The sequence below is a fragment of the Qipengyuania vulgaris genome, assembly GCF_009827325.1.
GTDB classification, from domain to species: domain Bacteria; phylum Pseudomonadota; class Alphaproteobacteria; order Sphingomonadales; family Sphingomonadaceae; genus Qipengyuania; species Qipengyuania vulgaris.
In genome coordinates this window covers 48,481-64,852 of the sequence record NZ_WTYC01000005.1, presented here as the reverse complement: position 1 = coordinate 64,852, position 16,372 = coordinate 48,481, and the positions used below count along the sequence as shown (strand labels likewise).

The following is a 16,372-nucleotide window of genomic DNA, read 5'->3' as shown; positions in this document are numbered from 1 at the left end:
CTCCCAAACTCGGCTTCCAATCGATCTTTCCCATTCGATAAGGTTTATGGCACGAATATGGCCGATGGCTGATCGTCATGCAACACGAAGGCGCGCTCGTCGCATACCCAAACCGCTCGACCGGACGCGTTTGAACGACCTTGCCCTGCATTACGCAGCCCGGTTCGCAACCTCCTCGGGCAAACTAAAAAGTTATCTCGAACGCAAGCTGCGCGAGCGCGGTTGGCAAGGCGAAGACGATCCCGACATCCCCTCGCTCGTCGCTCGATTTGCCGAGAAACAGTATGTCGACGACGAAGCGTATGGGAAAATGAAGGCAAGCGGCTTGCTTGCCCGAGGCTATGGCGCACGGCGTGTGGAGGAAAAGCTGCGGGCCGACGGGCTGGACGAGGGCGTCCGCGAGGCCAATGCGCCGGGAGAATGCGAAGCACGCGAAGCGCTGTTCGCCTATGTTCGTCGCCGACGGTTCGGCCCGTTCTCAACCGATCCGCAAGGCGCTGGACCCGAAGCCGCTCGCAAACACCGTGAAAAGCAGCTTGCGGCCATCGTGCGTGCCGGCCATTCGTTCGATGATGCTCGGCGCGCGGTCGAGGCAAAAACGGAAGCGGAGCTTGAGGAATGGGTCGCAGAAGTACGGGACTGATCGTCGGAATTCTGGGGTGCATGACGGCGGCGTGTTCGCCGCAGACAGGTGCGGGGGTGGCTCAGGAAGCTGAAGCGGAAACCGGCGCTCATCCGGTCTCCGGGCTCGAGATCATACCGGTAGTAGTTGCCACCAAGCAGGGTTCACACACTTTCCGCACGGAACTGGCCGACACTCCCGAGCTTCAGGCAAAAGGCCTGATGTTCCGCACGGAGCTAGGACCGGACGAGGCCATGCTCTTCCCCAACGAAGAGCCGACGGCCCGCAGCTTCTGGATGAAGAACACGCCCATCCCGCTGGACATCATCTTCGTGGGGCTGGACGGGCGGATTGCCAATATCGCTGCGATGGCGGAACCTTATTCGGAAGACCCGGTCTATTCGATCGGTTCGACCAGCGCCGTGCTCGAGATCGCGGGCGGCCGCGCGGAGGAACTTGGGATCGAGGCTGGCGATCGGGTGACGTGGTAAGCGCTTGGCGCGCGCGCACGAATCGGCTAGGCGCGGCCCCATGAGTTTCCTCGGCAAGATCTTCACATGGTGGGATGGTGCGACCCTCGGCACGCTCCTCTGGAGTTGGCGCAATGGCGAGCATGTTGGCACCGACGCGCAGGGCAACAGCTATTACCGCTCTAAGCCGAAGAAGGGTCAGCGTGAACGCCGCTGGGTGATTTACAAAGGGTCGAACGATGCGAGCCGGGTGCCGAGCGAATGGCATGGCTGGTTGCACGGAGCCTTCGACGACATACCCGAAAGCAACCTGCCGCCGGCGCACATTTGGGAAGCCGATTATTCGCCCAATGCGACCGGGACCGCGACGGCCTATCGTCCACAGGGAGCGCTCGAGCGGGGTGGTAAGCGTGCCCATGCGGTGGGCGATTATGAAGCATGGTCTCCGGACGCCTGAACATGATCCGCGCTATCGCGCTTCTTGCTCCATTGGCGCTGCTTGCGGCCTGTACGGAGGAGCCGCCTGAGCCGGCTCCGGTCGAAACTGCCATTCCAGAGGATTTGCAGGGCGTCGAATTGCCGGAGGACGTGTCGGAAGAGGTCAGCATCGGTACACCGATGGGTGAGCGAGTCGCGACCATCGGTCTGCTCAACAAGCGCAACAATCTCAGCCAGGATCTTGAACTGCGCCCGGGCGATCAGGAAAGAATCGGCGACGTCGTTATCCGGCTTCGGGCCTGCGAGCGGACCGCTCCCTGGGAGTTCGAGAAGGATGAGGGCGCCTTTGTCCAGGTGCTGGTGCGCGAACGCGGAACCGAAAACGATTTCCGCAAGGTATTCTCGGGGTGGTTGTTCAAGAACAAGCCCGCGATCAACGTCGTCGAGCATCCGATTTACGATGTGTGGGTCAAATCCTGCGCGATGGAATTCCCGGGCGAAGAGTGAGCATTGGCTGCGGCGATTGCAGCTGGAATGTCCGACGAAGTCGCGCCTCGTGCCGCCAGCAGCCGTTCCAGATACGCAGCCTGCGGCATCGCCACCGCACCCAGACTGCCCAGATGTTCCGTCATGAACTGGCAGTCCAGCAGCACATAACCTGCATTCCGCATTGCCGAGACGAGCCAGGCGAGCGCGACCTTGCTCGCATTGTCGGTACGGCTGAACATGCTTTCGCCGCAAAACACCCGGTCGAATGCGACACCGTAAAGCCCGCCGACTAGTACTTCTCCAAGCCGGACCTCTATCGAATGGGCATGTCCGGCGCGTTGGAGCGCGATATAGCTCGCTTCGATCTGGTGACTGATCCAGCTTTCGGCGTGTTCCTCCCGTGGTTCGGCACAGGCAGCGATGACCGCAGCAAAATCCTCGTCGCAGCTTACGCGGAACCGGTCCTTCCGGATGACCTTGCGAAGGCTCTTCGACAAATGGAAGCCGTCGAGCGGGATGATGGCGCGTTCACGCGGTTCGACCCAGTATATTTCACGGTCGCTGCGGTAGTCGGCCATCGGAAAAACCCCGCTGCGGTAGGCGCGCAGCAACAATTCTACGGGGATCGTTTCGGGTACCGGAGCATGCATGCGCGCATGATAGCACTTTGCATTTGTCGGCGATACGCATCTTGCCAAGTGTGCGCGGCTCTACTAATGCGCGCGCTCCAAGCTGCAGGGGTGTAGCTCAGCTGGTAGAGCATCGGTCTCCAAAACCGAGGGCCACGGGTTCGAATCCTGTCACCCCTGCCATTTTCTCTTCGATGACTTGTCGGTTACGCACGCGCGCAGTATCGCGCGCGCCATGACAGAAGAAGAAAAGCAAAAGCGCGATCTCAAGGACCGCAAGTTTTATCCAGCCGAGAAAGAGGCCGAGTTCGAGAAGAAAGGCCTCGCCAAGCATACCCCGCAGACGGCGCACCCTTCCTACAAGCTGGCTTTCCAGGACACGGAATTCCTCCTCCGCGAGGAATTGCGTCCGGTCCGGTTCCAGCTCGAACTGCTCAAACCGGAAATGATCCTCGACGAGGCCGGCGTTGGCTCGACCATGGTCATGTACGGAAGCGCCCGAATTCCTCCGCCGGAATCGGTGGAAACGGCCCTGGAAGGAGCGAAGGACCTGCCGGAGGACGAGCGCAAGGTCGTCGAGAGCCTTGCCGCCAAGAGCAAATATTACGGCGAAGCTCGCAAGCTCGCCCGGATGGTTACCGAAAAATCGATCATCGAGGATGGCAAGCGCCAATTCGTGGTCTGCTCGGGCGGCGGCCCTTCGATCATGGAAGCGGCGAACAGGGGGGCCAGCGACGCGGGCGGCGAAAGCATCGGCCTCAACATCATTCTGCCGCACGAGCAGGCGCCCAACCAGTATGTGACACCCTACCTATCGCTCAACTTCCACTATTTCGCCTTGCGCAAGATGCACTTCCTGCTGCGGGCCAAGGCTGTGGTGGTATTCCCGGGGGGTTTCGGCACTTTCGACGAGTTCTTCGAATTGCTGACGTTGATCCAGACTGGCAAGATGAAGCCTATGCCGATCCTTTTGTTCGGCAAGGACTTCTGGACTCGTGTGGTGAACTTCGAAGCGCTTGCCGAAGAGGGCACGATTTCGAAAAGGGATCTCGACCTGTTTCGCTGGTGCGAAACGGCCGATGATGCGTGGGAGCATATCGCCGGGTTCTACAAGCTCGAACGCTAGGCTTCCTCGTCTCTTTTGAGCTTGCGGACTGCCTGATGGCCAAGCGGGCCGTTGCCGCTTCCGAAGCCGGGTGCCTGCTCAATCGCGGCGCGGGTAAAAGCGCGTGCAATGCGAATGGCATGTGTCAGCGGCTGTCCATGGGCAAGCATGGTTGCGAGCGCGGAAGATAGCGTACATCCCGTGCCGTGCGTGTGAAGGGTCTCGATCCGCTGATGGCCGAAGCTCGCGATCTTGCCGCTGGGCGACACGACATAGTCGATGACCTGGTCGCCGTCTCCATGGCCGCCCTTGGCCAAGACGATCGTGTCCTGTTGCTCGGCCAGATCGCGTGCAGCATCGAAGACCTTATCCGGCGCGATTTCCTCCCGCCCTGTCAGCGCGGCCAGCTCGGGTAGATTGGGCGTGACGACGGTCGCGATCTGCATCAACGCACCGAAGGCACCGATGGTAGCCTCGTCGGCCAATACAGACCCGCTGGTTGCCACCATCACGGGGTCAAAAACGATTGCACCGGCGTAGGTGTCGAGCCGCTGGGCGAGGAGGATGGCAATTTCGGGCGAACCGAGCATGCCGATTTTGATCGCATCGGCACCGATATCTGAAAGGCAGCTATCGACCTGCGCCATTACCAGGTCGGGGTCCAGAGCCTCGACCACCTGTACACCGAGAGTGTTCTGCGCCGTGATTGCAGTGATCGCGCTCATGGCATAGCCGCCCAGCATGGTGATGGTTTTGATATCGGCCTGGATACCTGCGCCGCCCGAAGAATCGGAGCCGGCAATGGAGAGGACGCGGGGCGGGGCTGTGGCGCTCATCCCTTGTGCCTTCTTTCAGTGCTCGGCGGATATTTGGCGTGGAGGGGCTTCGCCCTCGTCGGGCGATCCATCAGTTCGCCGCCGCAATTGGGACAGAGATCGTCGAGTTGGTCGGCGCAATCTGCACAAAACGTACACTCGAAACTGCAAATGAACGCGCCGGAAGCATCAGCCGGCAAGTCTGCGCGGCAGCGCTCGCAATCGGGACGCATTTCCAGCATCAGGCGGCTTCTTTCACCGCGTTACAGATGCGGTCCACCACCGCTTCCACCTGTACCGCGTCGTCGCCTTCGGCCATGACCCGGATTACCGGTTCGGTGCCTGATGGCCGGATGACGAGGCGGCCTTTCCCCTCAAGTTCCGTCTCGGCCTCGGCGATGACCGACTTGACACTCTCATCCTCCAGCGGCTTCCCGCCGCCATAGCGCACGTTCTTCAGCAGCTGCGGCACGGGATCGAAGACATGGAGCAATTCGCTGGCCGGGTTGCCGAAGCGGACGAGGCTGGCAAGGACGCGCAGCGCCGCTACCGTCCCGTCTCCCGTGGTGCCGTGGTCGGTCAGGATCATGTGGCCCGACTGTTCGCCGCCCACATTGAAACCTCCCTCGCGCATACGCTCGAGCACATAGCGGTCCCCGACCTTGGTGCGTTCCAGCGTCAGGCCGATGGTTTCGAGGTAGCGTTCGAGACCGAGATTGCTCATTACGGTGGCCACCACACCGCCACCCTTCAAATCGCCCCGTTCGAGCAGCCGCGAAGCGATCAGAGCCATGATCTGGTCGCCATCAACAGTCTTGCCCTTTTCGTCGATCACGATGAGCCGGTCGGCATCCCCGTCGAGCGCAATTCCGATATGCGCATCTTCTTCCACCACGCGGGCCTTGATTGCATCGAGTGATGTAGAGCCGACTTCATGATTGATGTTCGTGCCGTTGGGCTCGACGCCCATCGCGATAACTTCCGCACCCAATTCCCAGATGGCGGAGGGGGCTACGCGATAGGCCGCACCATTGGCGCAATCGACCACAACTTTCAGCCCGTCGAAGCGAATGTCGGTCGCTACCGACTGCTTGACCGCGTGAATGTAGCGCCCGCGAGCGTCCTCGATCCGCTGCGCCCGGCCAATGCGATCGGGGCTTACCAGCAGCGGGTCCTGCTCCATCAGCAGCTCGATCGCACTTTCGGCTTGGTCCGACAACTTGTAGCCGTCCGGACCGAACAGCTTGATACCATTGTCTTCGAACGGGTTGTGACTGGCGGAGATCATGACCCCCAGGTCGGCACGCATCTCGCGCGTCAACAAGGCAATGGCCGGAGTAGGGAGCGGGCCGGTCATAGTGACGTCCATGCCCACGCTGGTAAATCCGGCCACGAGTGCACTCTCAACCATATAGCCGGACAGGCGCGTATCCTTGCCGATGACCACACGGTGGCGATGTCCGCCGCGCAGGAAGTGCGTGCCCGCCGCCTGCCCGACCTTCATCGCGATCTCCGCGGTCATGACACCTTCATTGGTGCGTCCACGAATGCCATCGGTGCCGAAGAGTTTGCGAGCCATGAATGCCTTTCATTTATTGCCACCTGTCCTTGTGGCGTGATTATCGCTGCAAGAAAAGACCGCTCACCCCCCTTTCCGTTCCTTGTGTCGCGGCCTAGTGCAACCACGCACGCTTCCGTGCGTTAGGGTCGCGAGTACGGAATTTTTCACACGAACCGACAAGGGGACCAATCAATGGCTTTCGAGCTGATCGACCTTCCTTACGAAGACAACGCGCTGGAGCCCGCCGTTTCAGCCAAGACGCTGAGCTATCATCACGGCAAGCACCACAAGGCCTATATCGACAAGACCAATGCAGCCATTGAAGGCGGCGGCCTTGCCGGCAAGAGCCTCGAAGAAGTTATCGCCGCCGCCCGTGGCAGCAATCAGGGGTTGTTCAACAACGCAGCCCAAAGCTGGAACCATGGTTTCTATTGGCACTCCATGGCGGCGGATGAGACTTCCGCCTCGGACGAATTGAAGGCCATGATCGACGACGCTTTCGGTTCAACTGACGGTCTCAAGGACAAGCTGAAAGAGCGCGGTGCCGGACATTTCGCGAGTGGCTGGGTGTGGCTTGCGATCAAGGATGGGAAGCTGTCGATCGAAGAAACGCACGATGGCGATACGCTGGCTGATCAGGATGGCGTAACTCCCCTGCTGGTTATCGACCTGTGGGAGCACGCCTATTACCTAGACCACCAAAATGCGCGCCCGTCTTATCTGGATGCAGTAAGTTCAAAGCTGAACTGGAGCTTCGCGAGCGAGAATCTGGCCCGCGGTACAACCTGGGAATATCCCGGCTGATTTTTGGCCGATGAATTTGGAGAGCCCGCCGCGCGAAAGCGCACGGCGGGCTTTTTCATGCGTGTTCGTCGTCTTGCGACATGTCGAGGATGTCGTTTGAGAACAGCGGCTCTCCGAAAATGAAGCCGACTAGGTTCGGTCGCCCCACATGGTCGAACAGTGCCGCAAGCATGAGCAGGATCGGGACCGACAGAAGCGCACCGAAAACTCCCCATATCCAAGTGAAATAGGACAAGGCGATAAGGATCATGACGGGGTTCATGGTGAACCGTGCGCCGAGCACGGATGGGGTGACGACATTGGCCTCGACTGTGTGGAGCGCAAGATAGGCTGCTGCTGGAATAAGGCCGAGAAATACCGTTTCCGTCGTTCCGATTCCAAACAGCGCCAACAACCCGACCATAATAGTCGGTCCGATATAGGGCAGGAAATTAAGAATCGCGGCAAGTCCGCCCCACATGATCGGGGCCTCGACGCCGAGTGCCCAAGCCCCAAGCGCAACGAAGACGCCGACGAGGACGTTTATGAGGCCAACGGTAAGAATATAGGCAGCTACGCGGTCTTGCACTTCGCGCAAAACCCGCGCGGCCTTGATGCTAGTGCCAAAGCTGCTGCGACCGAACAGCAGACGCTGGCGCAGGCGAACGCGCGCTTCGATCATGAAGAAGGTCATGAGCAGCGTCAGGATCGTTTCGATCACGAAACTCGGCGTTGCGAAGGCGAGCTCTTCGAGCAGGCTCGGGGTAGCTACCACTACCTCCTGCGATCCTTCGCTTTCGACCAGTTCCGCCAACTGCTCGTTGATCTGGGCAATCCAAGCAAACTGGTTGCGCAACTGGGTGAACCGCTCTCCCACCTGTTGCAATAGGTCGGGGAGTTCCTCGAACAGCGCGATGGCCGGCTGAAGTATCAGGGCAAGAGCCAGAAGGAGGATCGCGAAGAAGACGAGCAAGGAGATTAGCGATGCGAGTGCGTTGGGCACGCCGAAGCCGGTAAGTTTGTCCGCGAGGGGCGACAGGATCACCGTCAGAATGATAGCGGTGACCACAGGCAGGAACACTACGGAGCCGATCGAGAGGACGAAAGGAAGTGCAAGAAACAGCCCAAGGCCGATCAATACGACCAGCGCCGAAATAAGGCGCAGTTCCTGCTCCGCAAACGTGAACCGCCGTCCGTGCGGAGTTGCTGTGGCCGATGTAGGCTCTTTCGATTCGGAACCGACCTCGCTCATCCCCATCCTATCCGCCCAGAAGGCATGGCCGGGATAAGCCGGTCAGGCCTGCAATCAACTACGTGCCGAAACGCCCTGTCCGGCTGCCACATCGTCCAATTCTTCGAGAATGGCACGGTGCGCCGTATCGTCGTTAAGTGAACGCCTCGGGATTGTGCCATCAGCCAGCATCGTGTTGAGTGCGGCACGTGCGCGGCCGACGCGACTCTTGATCGTACCGACGGCACATCCGCAGATGTTTGCGGCTTCTTCGTAAGAGAAGCCACCTGCACCTACCAGCAGCAGTGCCTCCCGCCGTTCTGGCGGAAGCGTCAACAATGCACGATGCATATCCGAAAGATGGATTGGCTCTTCCTGGCCTGCCGGCGCAGTGAGGATGCGTTCAGCCACCGTCTCGTCATATTCGCCGCGGAAACGGTTGCGCCGCATGTCGGTGAGATAGGCGTTACGAAGGATAACGAAGGTCCATGCCCGCATGCTGGTGCCAGGCTGGAAGCGCTCCTGCGCCGCCCATGCCTTCAGAAGGGTTTCTTGGACCAGATCGTCTGCCATGTCGGCACGCCCGCATAGCCCGCGAGCGAAAGCACGCAGGTGCGGAACCACGTCCGTCAGTTCTTGTTTGAAATCGGCCTTTTCCGAGGCCGTACGCTTCTCGGGCCCCATCAGTCCTTCGTGTCCAGTTGCGAGAGAAGATCCCTGAAGCTGTCCGGAAGATCTTCCTCTACGACGGAGTCGTAGAGGCGGCGAAGACCGTTGGTCCAGTCCGGCCGATCCTTAACTTCCTGTTTCGCTTCCTTGTCAGAACCCGCGACGGGCTTTCGTTCGGAAGATGAATCTGCGGTCATTGTGTTAAGGTTACGTCCTTGCATTTGACGATAGCATGCGCCCAGTCCCGCGCGCGCAACGCCAGTCGATCCCATTGGTCCACGCATAACGCGACCAGCGTACATTGGTTCCGGCAAAAACTCGACCCTTGTCGGAAAAGTAAGGCGAACCGTGGAACTTTAAGGGTTTCGGCGGATAATAGGCTGCACTGGGGCAGTTCTTAAAGAGGCAATCTGCTGGTTAAAGACGATCTCATTCGCAGGGGACGGCGAAGACGGTGGCTAGTGGATTTTCCGCGGGCAGTGCCGCTAGCCATTTTTCTGCTCGTCGCCGCAGTGACGGTACTCAGCGTCTTTTCGATCGAGCGCGGTGAACGAATCCGTGCAAGTGCGGAACTTCAGCGACAGGCTCAGTTGATGGTTTCAGCGGTTGAGCGTCGTGCTTACTCTAATTCTTCGTTTCTCAGGGCCGGAGCCGCCCTGTTCGGTGCGCAGGACGAAATCACGGCGACACTGTTTCGGCAATTCGTATCTGAATTGCGTCTCGATGCCGACTATCGAGGGGCGGAAGGCATCGGCTGGGCGCCCGCAATTTCTGCCAGTCAGGCTGACGAGTTCGAGCAGCAATTAAATCGCGGGAAGGTCGGGCTGCTGGGCATCGAGCCATCGCTGGAGAAGAGTTATCGCAGTCAGCTTGTCCCGATCCTCTATCTTCAGCCTGACACGCTGCGGAACCGACGTGCTCTTGGTTTCGACATGTATTCCGAGCCTGTCAGAAGGGAAGCCATGGATCGCGCCACGCGGACCGTGCGCCCGACCGCGACCGGGCGACTAACTCTGAAACAAGAAGGGCGGGCCGAAGGAAGCGGCTTTCTGATCTACATGCCTGTATTCGACGGGGCCGGTGCCGGACGCACACTGAAGGGGTTCGTTTACAGCCCCTTCAATGCATCTCAATTCCTGGATTCGGCGGCAGAGCTAAGCACATCGAGTGAGGCGAGTGTTCGTTTGTACGATATCATGGACGGAAAGCGGCTCCTCATGGCCGAAACGGCCGCGTGGAGCGAGGAAGGAGAAACCGTCGCGCGCGAGGTTGATCTCGCCAATCGGCGAATGGTGGTAGTGGTCCAGTCGAAGCGCGAGGCTGCGCTCTCCCCTCTGTCAATGATCACGCTTCTCTTCGGTCTCGCGGTGGCCAGTCTCCTGCTCGTAGTTGCTCGCTTGCTGACCCAACAGGCGCAGGAAGACAGTCGCTCGCTCGAATGGTTCGCGCAGCAGAACTCGATCAGGAATTCGCTGACGCGCGAACTCAATCACCGGGTCAAGAACACCCTCGCCAATGTTCTTTCTATCGTCTCGCTGACGCGCCGCCGTGCTGCCTCGCTGGATGAATTCGCGGAAGGTATAGACAATCGGATTCGCGCTTTGTCGGCCACGCACGATCTGCTGACCCAGTCCGAGTGGGGGACGACTCCGGTACTCTCTGTCGTTCTCGTAGAGCTCGCTCCCTACACAAACGAGAGCGATCATGAAGTCGTGACGGAAGGGCCGGATGTCGAGCTCGCGCCGAACGATGCGCTTTCGCTCGGTCTGGCGCTTCACGAGCTTGCCACCAATGCTGCTAAGTTCGGAGCGCTGTCGATGCCCGGAGGCAGGGTTTCGATCGTCTGGGAACTTGTGAACGAAAACCTCGCACGTATCGAATGGGTAGAGAGCAATGGGCCGCGGGTGGACCTTCCAAGAAAGCGGGGCTTCGGAACCGACCTTATCGAGAAGATCGTAGCGCACGAATTACGTCACCCGGTCGAGCTTGAGTTTCACCCGGAAGGCGTACGGTGCACCCTGCTAGTTCCAGTTCGCGAGCCGAGCGAGTTCTCGCTGCGGAGCGTTCGCAAGGCTGCCGCGCGGGGCCACTGACGGCGCTGCTGCACTTCCGTGGGGCCTCCTCCCCCATTTCCCCGAATAGGGGGGCGCCGACGTGTTTATGACCAGCCAGCCGACCTGATGGAAAGCTCATCGGAAAGATGAGAGCTGACTTGACCGGCCCAACAGAAACGGCCGCGCAGATTGCTCCGCGCGGTCGCTTCCCGATCTGTAAGTGTGGCGTTCAGCCCAGCGGACGGCTCGAGCCGAAGAACAGTGCCTGACTGATAGCCGCACGAACGGTCTGCTCCTGAAACGGCTTCGTCACGAGATAAGTGGGCTCGGGACGATCGCCCGTTAGCAGCCGCTCTGGATAGGCGGTGATGAAGATCACCGGAACGCTATCGATGGCGAGGATATCGTCCACTGCATCGAGACCCGACGAACCATCTGCCAACTGAATATCGGCAAGCACGAGGCCGGGCGTCTTCTGGGCCACGACTTCCTGTGCCTGGGTACGCGTGGCGGCAGTCCCGCAAACTTCGTGACCAAGCGAGGTTACGAGGTCCTCAAGCTGCATCGAAATCAGCGGCTCGTCTTCGATGATCAGGACGCTGGTAGCGCTTTCACGATCGATCTCGCCGACGGCTTCCTGAACCAGACTTTCGATCTGGTCCGTTTCCAGTTCCATGATCTCTCCGGCCTGTTCCACCGAGAAATCCTCAAGAGTGGTCAGAAGCAGGGCCTGACGGTTGAGCGGTGTGATCGATTTAAGTCGATCCTGCGCCGCACCCTCATGGCCCGTTTCGCCTTCGCTTTCGGGCACGTCCATATAGGCGCTGGACCACACTTTGTTGAAAGCGCGATACAACGGAACACGTCCGCCCTCGAGCGAGGATTTGAGTTGTTCGTCCGCCAGCGCTGCTTCGAGCGTTGCGCGAACAAAGGCATCCCCCGTAGCTTGTGAGCCGGTCAGTGCCCGGGCATAGCGGCGGAGATAAGGTAGGTTTTTAGCAATCTGGTCACCAAGCGACATATAACCCCTTCCGTGGTTTGCGCGGGGAGAACGCCCCGCATCGGGTTCGGTTCCGGTCGGGTCCCGCAAAACCTCCAATTTGACAAAGGGCTACTTTCGGACAACGGACTGTGGGCCTATAGAGCTTGGCGAAGAAGGGGGAAAGCTGCTTGATGGACGTCGCAAAACCGTATGATTGCATGGACTGTCCGTTGCAGGAGTGCCGGGGGCTGCGCCCGCTCGATGAAAGCCAGCGCGCCTACATGAAAGCGATCAAGCAGGGTGAGCGACTCTATGAGCGGGGTGACCCGATCCTGCGCGAGGAGGAGCAGGCAAAGCACCTCTTCACCGTTCTGGAGGGGGTACTGATCCGCTACCGGTCGCTCGAAGACGGACGGCGCCAGATCGTCAATTTCATGTTTCCAGGAGATTTGGTGGGCCTACAAGGTGCGTTCGACGAACCTTCCAGTCATTCGGTCGAGGCGCTGACGTCCGCGCGGCTATGTGTGTTCAGGCGCAGCGACTTCGTTCACCTGATTAAGGAAAACCCGCGCCTCGGCTATGATGTCACCTGGTTGGCGGCGAAGGAAGAAACCGCGCTGGAAGGCCATATTGTCTCACTTGGCCAACGCAACGCGAAGGAGCGCGTCGTCTTCCTGGCAGTTTGGCTGCTGGATCGCGCAATCTCGACAGGCGTGGCGGAGGAGGGCAATATTCTCCAGATACCGGTCACTCAATCGCAGATATCGGAAATGCTTGGCCTGTCTCTGGTTCACACCAACCGTACGATCCGTGCGCTGGACCGTGAAAATCTCGTTCAATGGAACCAGCGGGAAATTTGCGTCCCTGATATGGAGCAGGCATCGGATTTTGCCGATTTCGAATTGTCTAGCAAAGGACAGCGTCCCTTCATTTAGTAGGGAAGACCAACTCCATTTCGAAACAATCAAAAAATTTTCGGGACTGTGGGAACCCGTCTCCTGCTGGCTCATTTAGCTTATGTCACCGCCGAGACCCCCCCTCCCGTCCAAGCGGCTGGTGATACGATCCCGAAAGGCCTTCGCTCCAAGAGAGCGAAGGCCTTTTTTTCGTGCTAAGGCTACTAACTTGAATTACGCCTCCGGCGCCAAGTGCGCCGACGCAAAGGTCAATCGGGGCTCAGTGCGCCTCTCAAACGAGAAATAATGCCCTTGCGCTTCGGTTCGTTCAGAAGCGCGACCAGCACATCCGGTTCATATGGCTTTTCAAGCACGCATCCCATTGCAGCGATGTTCTCAGGAATATCGCGCGGCATGCCGGTAGAGAAAATGATCCGCGGGCTATCGGGGCCCAGCGTGCGGACCAGTTCTGCGATCGCCCAGCCGTCGTCACGATCGGCAAGGTGGACGTCTAGAACGATAACGTCGGGTTGCTTGCGGCGAAGGGCGGCAAGCGCTTCGTCGGTTGTCGGGCAGATTTCTACCGTCGATACACCCGCATCCAGCAAGGCCTGTTCGATTGTAAGGCTGATGACCGCATCATCTTCGACTATCAGTATATGGTCGGGAAGTTTGGAAGATGACTTGGGCTTTTTCACGCGGTCCCTGATCCATTCGGTGTCGGCCCCGGTTGTCGAGGCGCGGTCCTCAGGAAACGGCAGCGCAGGGCATGGAGTTCCCAACGTGGCCATTACCTCACTCCGCCGTGGTAACCCGGCAACAGGCGCTAGGATACACCAATCGCTTTTTCGTAAATCACGTATTCGCGATTGACCGAACTCCCGATCGTGTCTGCGATGGCGATCATCCCCTTGTTATCGTCGAGAATCCATCCGATTTCGCTTCGTCGGCTGCCGTAATCGGACAACGCATTGCGCCGGATATGCTCGATCATCATGAAGGCCAGCTGGCTGGCGATCCGTGAATTCTGGAATTCCTTCAGGACGCCCATCAGGGGAACGCGCAATCCGGCTCCCATCGGTTTGCGTAGCCATCGCAGAAGGTGGAACCATCCGAACGGAAACAGTCTGCCATCTACCTTCTTCAACACCTCGTTGATATCGGGAAGGACCATCATGAAGGCGACTGGCCTGCCGTCGAGTTCAGCGATCATGTTGAGGCGGGGCTTGATGATCGGCTTCATCTTCTTTGCCGCGTGATCGATTTCCGCCTCTGTAAAAGGGACAAAACCCCAATTGTCCGACCATGCGTCGTTGAGGATGTGGAGCACGACACGGATTTCCTCTTCCCAGCGCTTCATCTCGATCGGTCTGATGCGGATGCGCTCGTTACGTTCGCCCGAGGCGACGATGCGCTGAACGATTTTTGGAAAATCAGAGGTGATATCGAGATCGTAGGTGAACAGCCGCTTGGTCACAGTAAAATCGCCGCTTTCGATCCAGTCGGCGTAATGCGCGGGGTGGTGGCCCATCATGATCATGGGCGGATGGTCCTGACCCTTCACCAAGAGGCCGGGCTCTTCCCAGATGGAAAGGGATAGGGGGCCAATCATGCGGGTCATGCCCTTCTCCCGCAGCCATTCTTCGGCGCGGGATAGCAGGGCACGGCTCACATTCTCGTCTTCCGCGTCGAAATAGCCAAACATTCCGGTGCTTGGTCCCATCCCCTGCTCGGCCGGAAGTTCAAGCGCGAGATGGTCGATATGGGCAGCTATCCGTCCGACCGGTTTTCCCTCCCGGCAGGCGATGAACAGCTGGACGGTCGCGTGTCCGAAGAATGGGTTCTTCTCGGGATCGATCAGTTCGAGCTGTTCCGAACGTAATTGGGGGATCGAATGCGCCTCTCGTGCGGCGAATTCGCGCCCGAGATCCACGAAGGTCGCACGGCCCTGCTTGCCTTCGACCGGTTCGATAACAATATCTGCGTCGGACACCTGTATTCCTTCATTCAGCCGCTGTTAGCCCTGTGTTGGGCAGTTGATCTTTGTCAAGGAAACGCGCGGACACGATCACTATGATCGACAGCCGACACTGTATTTTCTCGCGCCTTTGACCTAAGGGCACACCCAGGAAAATCGATCATGAATGCCGACCAGACCATCATCCCAGCCACTGACGCGACCGCACCGCGTGAGCGTAGCTGGCATTCGCAGATCGCCGACGACAAGGCGATGCTGCGCGCAGCCCGCGACCTGACCAAGGATATCGCGGTGGCGCGCGGTGCCATCTACTGGCCCGATATGATCGGATCCGCGCTGGTCGGCTACGGCACGCTTGCCGCTGCCATCCTGATCGAGAATACGACGTTGGCGGTAGCGCTTGGCATCGTTTCGGCTCTGACACTGTACCGCGCGCTCCTGTTCATTCACGAGATTTCGCACCTTCACCGCGACGCGCTCCCAGGATTCCGCACGGGATGGAACCTGTTCGTGGGCATTCCGATGCTGACGCCTTCCTTCATGTATGAAGGCGTGCACACGCTGCATCACAAACGCACCCAGTATGGAACGGTGGAAGATCCGGAATACCTGCCGCTGGCACTGATGAAACCGTGGAGCCTGCCGCTGTTCGTGCTGATCGCGTTGCTCGCCCCGGTTGCGCTGCTGTTCCGCTTTGCTGTACTGGTTCCGCTGGGCGCGGTCTTTCCGCCGATCCGCCAACTGACCTGGCAGCGTTTCTCGGCGCTTTCGATCAATCCCGAGTTTCGCCGGCGTCCGGCCGAGGGCAATCTGAAGCGCCGCGTGCTCTGGCAAGAAGCGGGCGGGTTTGTCTGGTCCTGGCTGCTCATCGGCAGCATATTCGCTTTCGGCTGGCGCCCGCTGCTTATTGCGCTCGCGGTCGTCTCGGTCACGGCCGTGCTCAACCAGCTACGCACACTGGTCGCACATTTGTGGGAAAACGAAGGCGAGGCGATGACCGTTACTGCGCAATTCCTAGACAGCGTGAACGTGCCGCCGCCCGGCCTGATCGCGGAGATCTGGGCTCCGGTGGGCCTGCGCTATCATGCGCTGCACCACCTCATGCCGTCGATGCCCTATCATTCCCTGCCAGAAGCGCACCGCCGTCTCGCAGGGGAACTGGGCGAGACGTCTACCTATCATGGGGCGAACCACGCCGGAATGGGCGTACTCGTCGCCCGCATCGCTCGCAGTACGTTCGGTCGCACGCGCTAGACACGAAAAAGGGCCGCTCCCCTCGGTGATTGGGAACGGCCCTTTCCAAACACGGGTCATGCGACCCCGTGATTTTTATCGAATCAGTTGGCGTCGACTTCCGCCTGAACGCCGTCTTCGCTGATCGTCGCGTCGACATCGGCGCCATCGATGCTCACGCTCGAACCTTCTTCACCCTTGACCGGGGCCGGTTCGGTGATGACAGTGGTTTCAGCAGGAGCCGGCTCGGTCACCACGGTGGTGGTGTCGGTGCCGTCAGTGCCTTCGTCGGCCGGCGCATTGGCTTCGGCACAGGCACCGAGGGCGATCGCAGCAGCGAGGGCGGGGATAGCAAACTTCTTCATGCCAAATCTCCTTTGTGGCAGTATTGTGGCATCAATGCGTTTCAATTGCGGC

The 16,372-nt window shown here is 59.4% G+C and carries 20 protein-coding genes and 1 tRNA gene; 10 read left to right on the top strand and 11 right to left on the bottom strand.

The window, feature by feature from the left end; genetic code table 11:
- The first annotated feature begins 64 nt into the window (after positions 1 to 64).
- From GRI69_RS10510 to GRI69_RS10495, 4 genes are read left to right on the top strand one after another with little or no spacing between them, the layout of a single operon-like run.
- A complete protein-coding gene (locus tag GRI69_RS10510; protein ID WP_160728242.1) occupies positions 65 to 643 on the top strand; it encodes a regulatory protein RecX in 579 nt (192 codons plus the stop codon).
- Positions 619 to 1,113: a DUF192 domain-containing protein gene (locus GRI69_RS10505; protein ID WP_237453057.1), complete on the top strand. Its 495-nt coding sequence runs from the start codon at positions 619 to 621 to the stop codon at positions 1,111 to 1,113. The genes GRI69_RS10510 and GRI69_RS10505 overlap by 25 nt, the downstream gene beginning before the upstream one ends.
- 40 nt (positions 1,114 to 1,153) lie before the next feature.
- Positions 1,154 to 1,549, top strand: a complete 396-nt coding sequence (locus GRI69_RS10500) for an NADH:ubiquinone oxidoreductase subunit NDUFA12 (protein WP_160728241.1) — start codon at positions 1,154 to 1,156, stop codon at positions 1,547 to 1,549.
- A gap of 2 nt (positions 1,550 to 1,551) precedes the next feature.
- Positions 1,552 to 2,037 carry a DUF2155 domain-containing protein gene (locus tag GRI69_RS10495; protein WP_160728240.1) on the top strand — a complete coding sequence of 162 codons (486 nt, stop codon included), beginning with the start codon at positions 1,552 to 1,554 and terminating at the stop codon, positions 2,035 to 2,037.
- On the opposite strand, the gene aat is transcribed toward GRI69_RS10495, so the two are convergent.
- Complete coding sequence (gene aat / locus GRI69_RS10490) at positions 1,986 to 2,669, bottom strand: leucyl/phenylalanyl-tRNA--protein transferase (protein WP_160728239.1); 684 nt, start codon at positions 2,667 to 2,669, stop codon at positions 1,986 to 1,988. The two genes, GRI69_RS10495 and aat, sit on opposite strands and share 52 nt — an antisense overlap.
- Positions 2,670 to 2,755: 86 nt before the next feature.
- Between aat and GRI69_RS10485 the strand changes: the two genes are divergently transcribed.
- Both GRI69_RS10485 and GRI69_RS10480 read left to right on the top strand, forming a co-directional pair.
- Positions 2,756 to 2,831 (top strand) — tRNA-Trp (locus GRI69_RS10485).
- Positions 2,832 to 2,883: 52 nt separating this feature from the next.
- Complete coding sequence (locus GRI69_RS10480) at positions 2,884 to 3,774, top strand: LOG family protein (RefSeq protein ID WP_160728238.1); 891 nt, start codon at positions 2,884 to 2,886, stop codon at positions 3,772 to 3,774.
- Here GRI69_RS10480 and thiD read toward each other — a convergent pair.
- Genes thiD through glmM form a run of 3 tightly spaced genes read right to left on the bottom strand, consistent with a single transcriptional unit; the run spans position 3,771 to position 6,147 of the window.
- Entirely contained in the window at positions 3,771 to 4,589 is an 819-nt protein-coding gene (gene thiD / locus GRI69_RS10475; RefSeq protein ID WP_160728237.1) for a bifunctional hydroxymethylpyrimidine kinase/phosphomethylpyrimidine kinase, read from the bottom strand. The genes GRI69_RS10480 and thiD overlap by 4 nt on opposite strands.
- Positions 4,586 to 4,810 carry a DUF1272 domain-containing protein gene (locus GRI69_RS10470; protein ID WP_160728236.1) on the bottom strand — a complete coding sequence of 75 codons (225 nt, stop codon included), beginning with the start codon at positions 4,808 to 4,810 and terminating at the stop codon, positions 4,586 to 4,588. The genes thiD and GRI69_RS10470 overlap by 4 nt, the downstream gene beginning before the upstream one ends.
- Complete coding sequence (gene glmM, locus GRI69_RS10465) at positions 4,810 to 6,147, bottom strand: phosphoglucosamine mutase (protein WP_160728235.1); 1,338 nt, start codon at positions 6,145 to 6,147, stop codon at positions 4,810 to 4,812. Before glmM ends, GRI69_RS10470 begins: the two co-directional genes overlap by 1 nt.
- Positions 6,148 to 6,321: 174 nt before the next feature.
- On the opposite strand from glmM, the gene GRI69_RS10460 reads away from it, so the two are divergent.
- Positions 6,322 to 6,933 carry a superoxide dismutase gene (locus GRI69_RS10460; protein WP_160728234.1) on the top strand — a complete coding sequence of 204 codons (612 nt, stop codon included), beginning with the start codon at positions 6,322 to 6,324 and terminating at the stop codon, positions 6,931 to 6,933.
- A 55-nt stretch (positions 6,934 to 6,988) separates the two neighbouring features.
- On the opposite strand, the gene GRI69_RS10455 is transcribed toward GRI69_RS10460, so the two are convergent.
- From GRI69_RS10455 to GRI69_RS10445, 3 genes are read right to left on the bottom strand one after another with little or no spacing between them, the layout of a single operon-like run.
- Positions 6,989 to 8,164, bottom strand: a complete 1,176-nt coding sequence (locus GRI69_RS10455; protein WP_160728233.1) for an AI-2E family transporter — start codon at positions 8,162 to 8,164, stop codon at positions 6,989 to 6,991.
- Between the two features lie 54 nt (positions 8,165 to 8,218).
- Positions 8,219 to 8,827 carry a sigma-70 family RNA polymerase sigma factor gene (locus tag GRI69_RS10450; protein ID WP_160728232.1) on the bottom strand — a complete coding sequence of 203 codons (609 nt, stop codon included), beginning with the start codon at positions 8,825 to 8,827 and terminating at the stop codon, positions 8,219 to 8,221.
- Entirely contained in the window at positions 8,827 to 9,009 is a 183-nt protein-coding gene (locus tag GRI69_RS10445; protein WP_160728231.1) for a NepR family anti-sigma factor, read from the bottom strand. Before GRI69_RS10445 ends, GRI69_RS10450 begins: the two co-directional genes overlap by 1 nt.
- 264 nt (positions 9,010 to 9,273) lie before the next feature.
- Here GRI69_RS10445 and GRI69_RS10440 point away from each other — a divergent pair, with 264 nt between their 5' ends.
- The gene (locus GRI69_RS10440; RefSeq protein ID WP_337191061.1) at positions 9,274 to 10,905 is read left to right on the top strand and encodes a CHASE domain-containing protein; all 1,632 of its coding nucleotides are present in this window, start codon (positions 9,274 to 9,276) and stop codon (positions 10,903 to 10,905) included.
- A 190-nt stretch (positions 10,906 to 11,095) separates the two neighbouring features.
- Here the strand turns inward: GRI69_RS10440 and GRI69_RS10435 are convergent, their stop codons facing one another.
- The gene (locus GRI69_RS10435) at positions 11,096 to 11,887 is read right to left on the bottom strand and encodes a response regulator (protein WP_160728230.1); all 792 of its coding nucleotides are present in this window, start codon (positions 11,885 to 11,887) and stop codon (positions 11,096 to 11,098) included.
- A 152-nt stretch (positions 11,888 to 12,039) separates the two neighbouring features.
- Between GRI69_RS10435 and GRI69_RS10430 the strand changes: the two genes are divergently transcribed.
- Entirely contained in the window at positions 12,040 to 12,783 is a 744-nt protein-coding gene (locus GRI69_RS10430; RefSeq protein ID WP_160728229.1) for a Crp/Fnr family transcriptional regulator, read from the top strand.
- Positions 12,784 to 13,013: 230 nt separating this feature from the next.
- On the opposite strand, the gene GRI69_RS10425 is transcribed toward GRI69_RS10430, so the two are convergent.
- Both GRI69_RS10425 and GRI69_RS10420 read right to left on the bottom strand, forming a co-directional pair.
- Positions 13,014 to 13,535 carry a response regulator gene (locus tag GRI69_RS10425; protein ID WP_202391973.1) on the bottom strand — a complete coding sequence of 174 codons (522 nt, stop codon included), beginning with the start codon at positions 13,533 to 13,535 and terminating at the stop codon, positions 13,014 to 13,016.
- A 35-nt stretch (positions 13,536 to 13,570) separates the two neighbouring features.
- A complete protein-coding gene (locus GRI69_RS10420; protein WP_337191060.1) occupies positions 13,571 to 14,737 on the bottom strand; it encodes a GNAT family N-acetyltransferase in 1,167 nt (388 codons plus the stop codon).
- 147 nt (positions 14,738 to 14,884) lie between these two features.
- Between GRI69_RS10420 and GRI69_RS10415 the strand changes: the two genes are divergently transcribed.
- Positions 14,885 to 15,976, top strand: a complete 1,092-nt coding sequence (locus tag GRI69_RS10415; RefSeq protein WP_160728228.1) for a fatty acid desaturase family protein — start codon at positions 14,885 to 14,887, stop codon at positions 15,974 to 15,976.
- A gap of 83 nt (positions 15,977 to 16,059) precedes the next feature.
- On the opposite strand, the gene GRI69_RS10410 is transcribed toward GRI69_RS10415, so the two are convergent.
- Complete coding sequence (locus GRI69_RS10410) at positions 16,060 to 16,320, bottom strand: hypothetical protein (protein WP_160728227.1); 261 nt, start codon at positions 16,318 to 16,320, stop codon at positions 16,060 to 16,062.
- Positions 16,321 to 16,372 lie beyond the last annotated feature (52 nt).

Excerpts from the sequence above, each read along its gene's own strand:
- GRI69_RS10425 (WP_202391973.1), bottom strand. The coding sequence starts at position 13,535 with ATGGCCACGTTGGGAACTCCATGCCCTGCGCTGCCGTTTCCTGAGGAC.
- GRI69_RS10495 (WP_160728240.1), top strand. The coding sequence starts at position 1,552 with ATGATCCGCGCTATCGCGCTTCTTGCTCCATTGGCGCTGCTTGCGGCC.
- GRI69_RS10410 (WP_160728227.1), bottom strand. The coding sequence starts at position 16,320 with ATGAAGAAGTTTGCTATCCCCGCCCTCGCTGCTGCGATCGCCCTCGGT.
- GRI69_RS10480 (WP_160728238.1), top strand. The coding sequence starts at position 2,884 with ATGACAGAAGAAGAAAAGCAAAAGCGCGATCTCAAGGACCGCAAGTTT.
- GRI69_RS10510 (WP_160728242.1), top strand. The coding sequence starts at position 65 with ATGGCTGATCGTCATGCAACACGAAGGCGCGCTCGTCGCATACCCAAA.
- GRI69_RS10415 (WP_160728228.1), top strand. The coding sequence starts at position 14,885 with ATGAATGCCGACCAGACCATCATCCCAGCCACTGACGCGACCGCACCG.
- GRI69_RS10500 (WP_160728241.1), top strand. The coding sequence starts at position 1,154 with ATGAGTTTCCTCGGCAAGATCTTCACATGGTGGGATGGTGCGACCCTC.
- GRI69_RS10505 (WP_237453057.1), top strand. The coding sequence starts at position 619 with ATGGGTCGCAGAAGTACGGGACTGATCGTCGGAATTCTGGGGTGCATG.
- GRI69_RS10460 (WP_160728234.1), top strand. The coding sequence starts at position 6,322 with ATGGCTTTCGAGCTGATCGACCTTCCTTACGAAGACAACGCGCTGGAG.
- thiD (WP_160728237.1), bottom strand. The coding sequence starts at position 4,589 with ATGAGCGCCACAGCCCCGCCCCGCGTCCTCTCCATTGCCGGCTCCGAT.
- GRI69_RS10470 (WP_160728236.1), bottom strand. The coding sequence starts at position 4,810 with ATGCTGGAAATGCGTCCCGATTGCGAGCGCTGCCGCGCAGACTTGCCG.
- GRI69_RS10450 (WP_160728232.1), bottom strand. The coding sequence starts at position 8,827 with ATGGGGCCCGAGAAGCGTACGGCCTCGGAAAAGGCCGATTTCAAACAA.
- aat (WP_160728239.1), bottom strand. The coding sequence starts at position 2,669 with ATGCATGCTCCGGTACCCGAAACGATCCCCGTAGAATTGTTGCTGCGC.
- GRI69_RS10455 (WP_160728233.1), bottom strand. The coding sequence starts at position 8,164 with ATGAGCGAGGTCGGTTCCGAATCGAAAGAGCCTACATCGGCCACAGCA.
- glmM (WP_160728235.1), bottom strand. The coding sequence starts at position 6,147 with ATGGCTCGCAAACTCTTCGGCACCGATGGCATTCGTGGACGCACCAAT.
- GRI69_RS10435 (WP_160728230.1), bottom strand. The coding sequence starts at position 11,887 with ATGTCGCTTGGTGACCAGATTGCTAAAAACCTACCTTATCTCCGCCGC.
- GRI69_RS10445 (WP_160728231.1), bottom strand. The coding sequence starts at position 9,009 with ATGACCGCAGATTCATCTTCCGAACGAAAGCCCGTCGCGGGTTCTGAC.
- GRI69_RS10430 (WP_160728229.1), top strand. The coding sequence starts at position 12,040 with ATGGACGTCGCAAAACCGTATGATTGCATGGACTGTCCGTTGCAGGAG.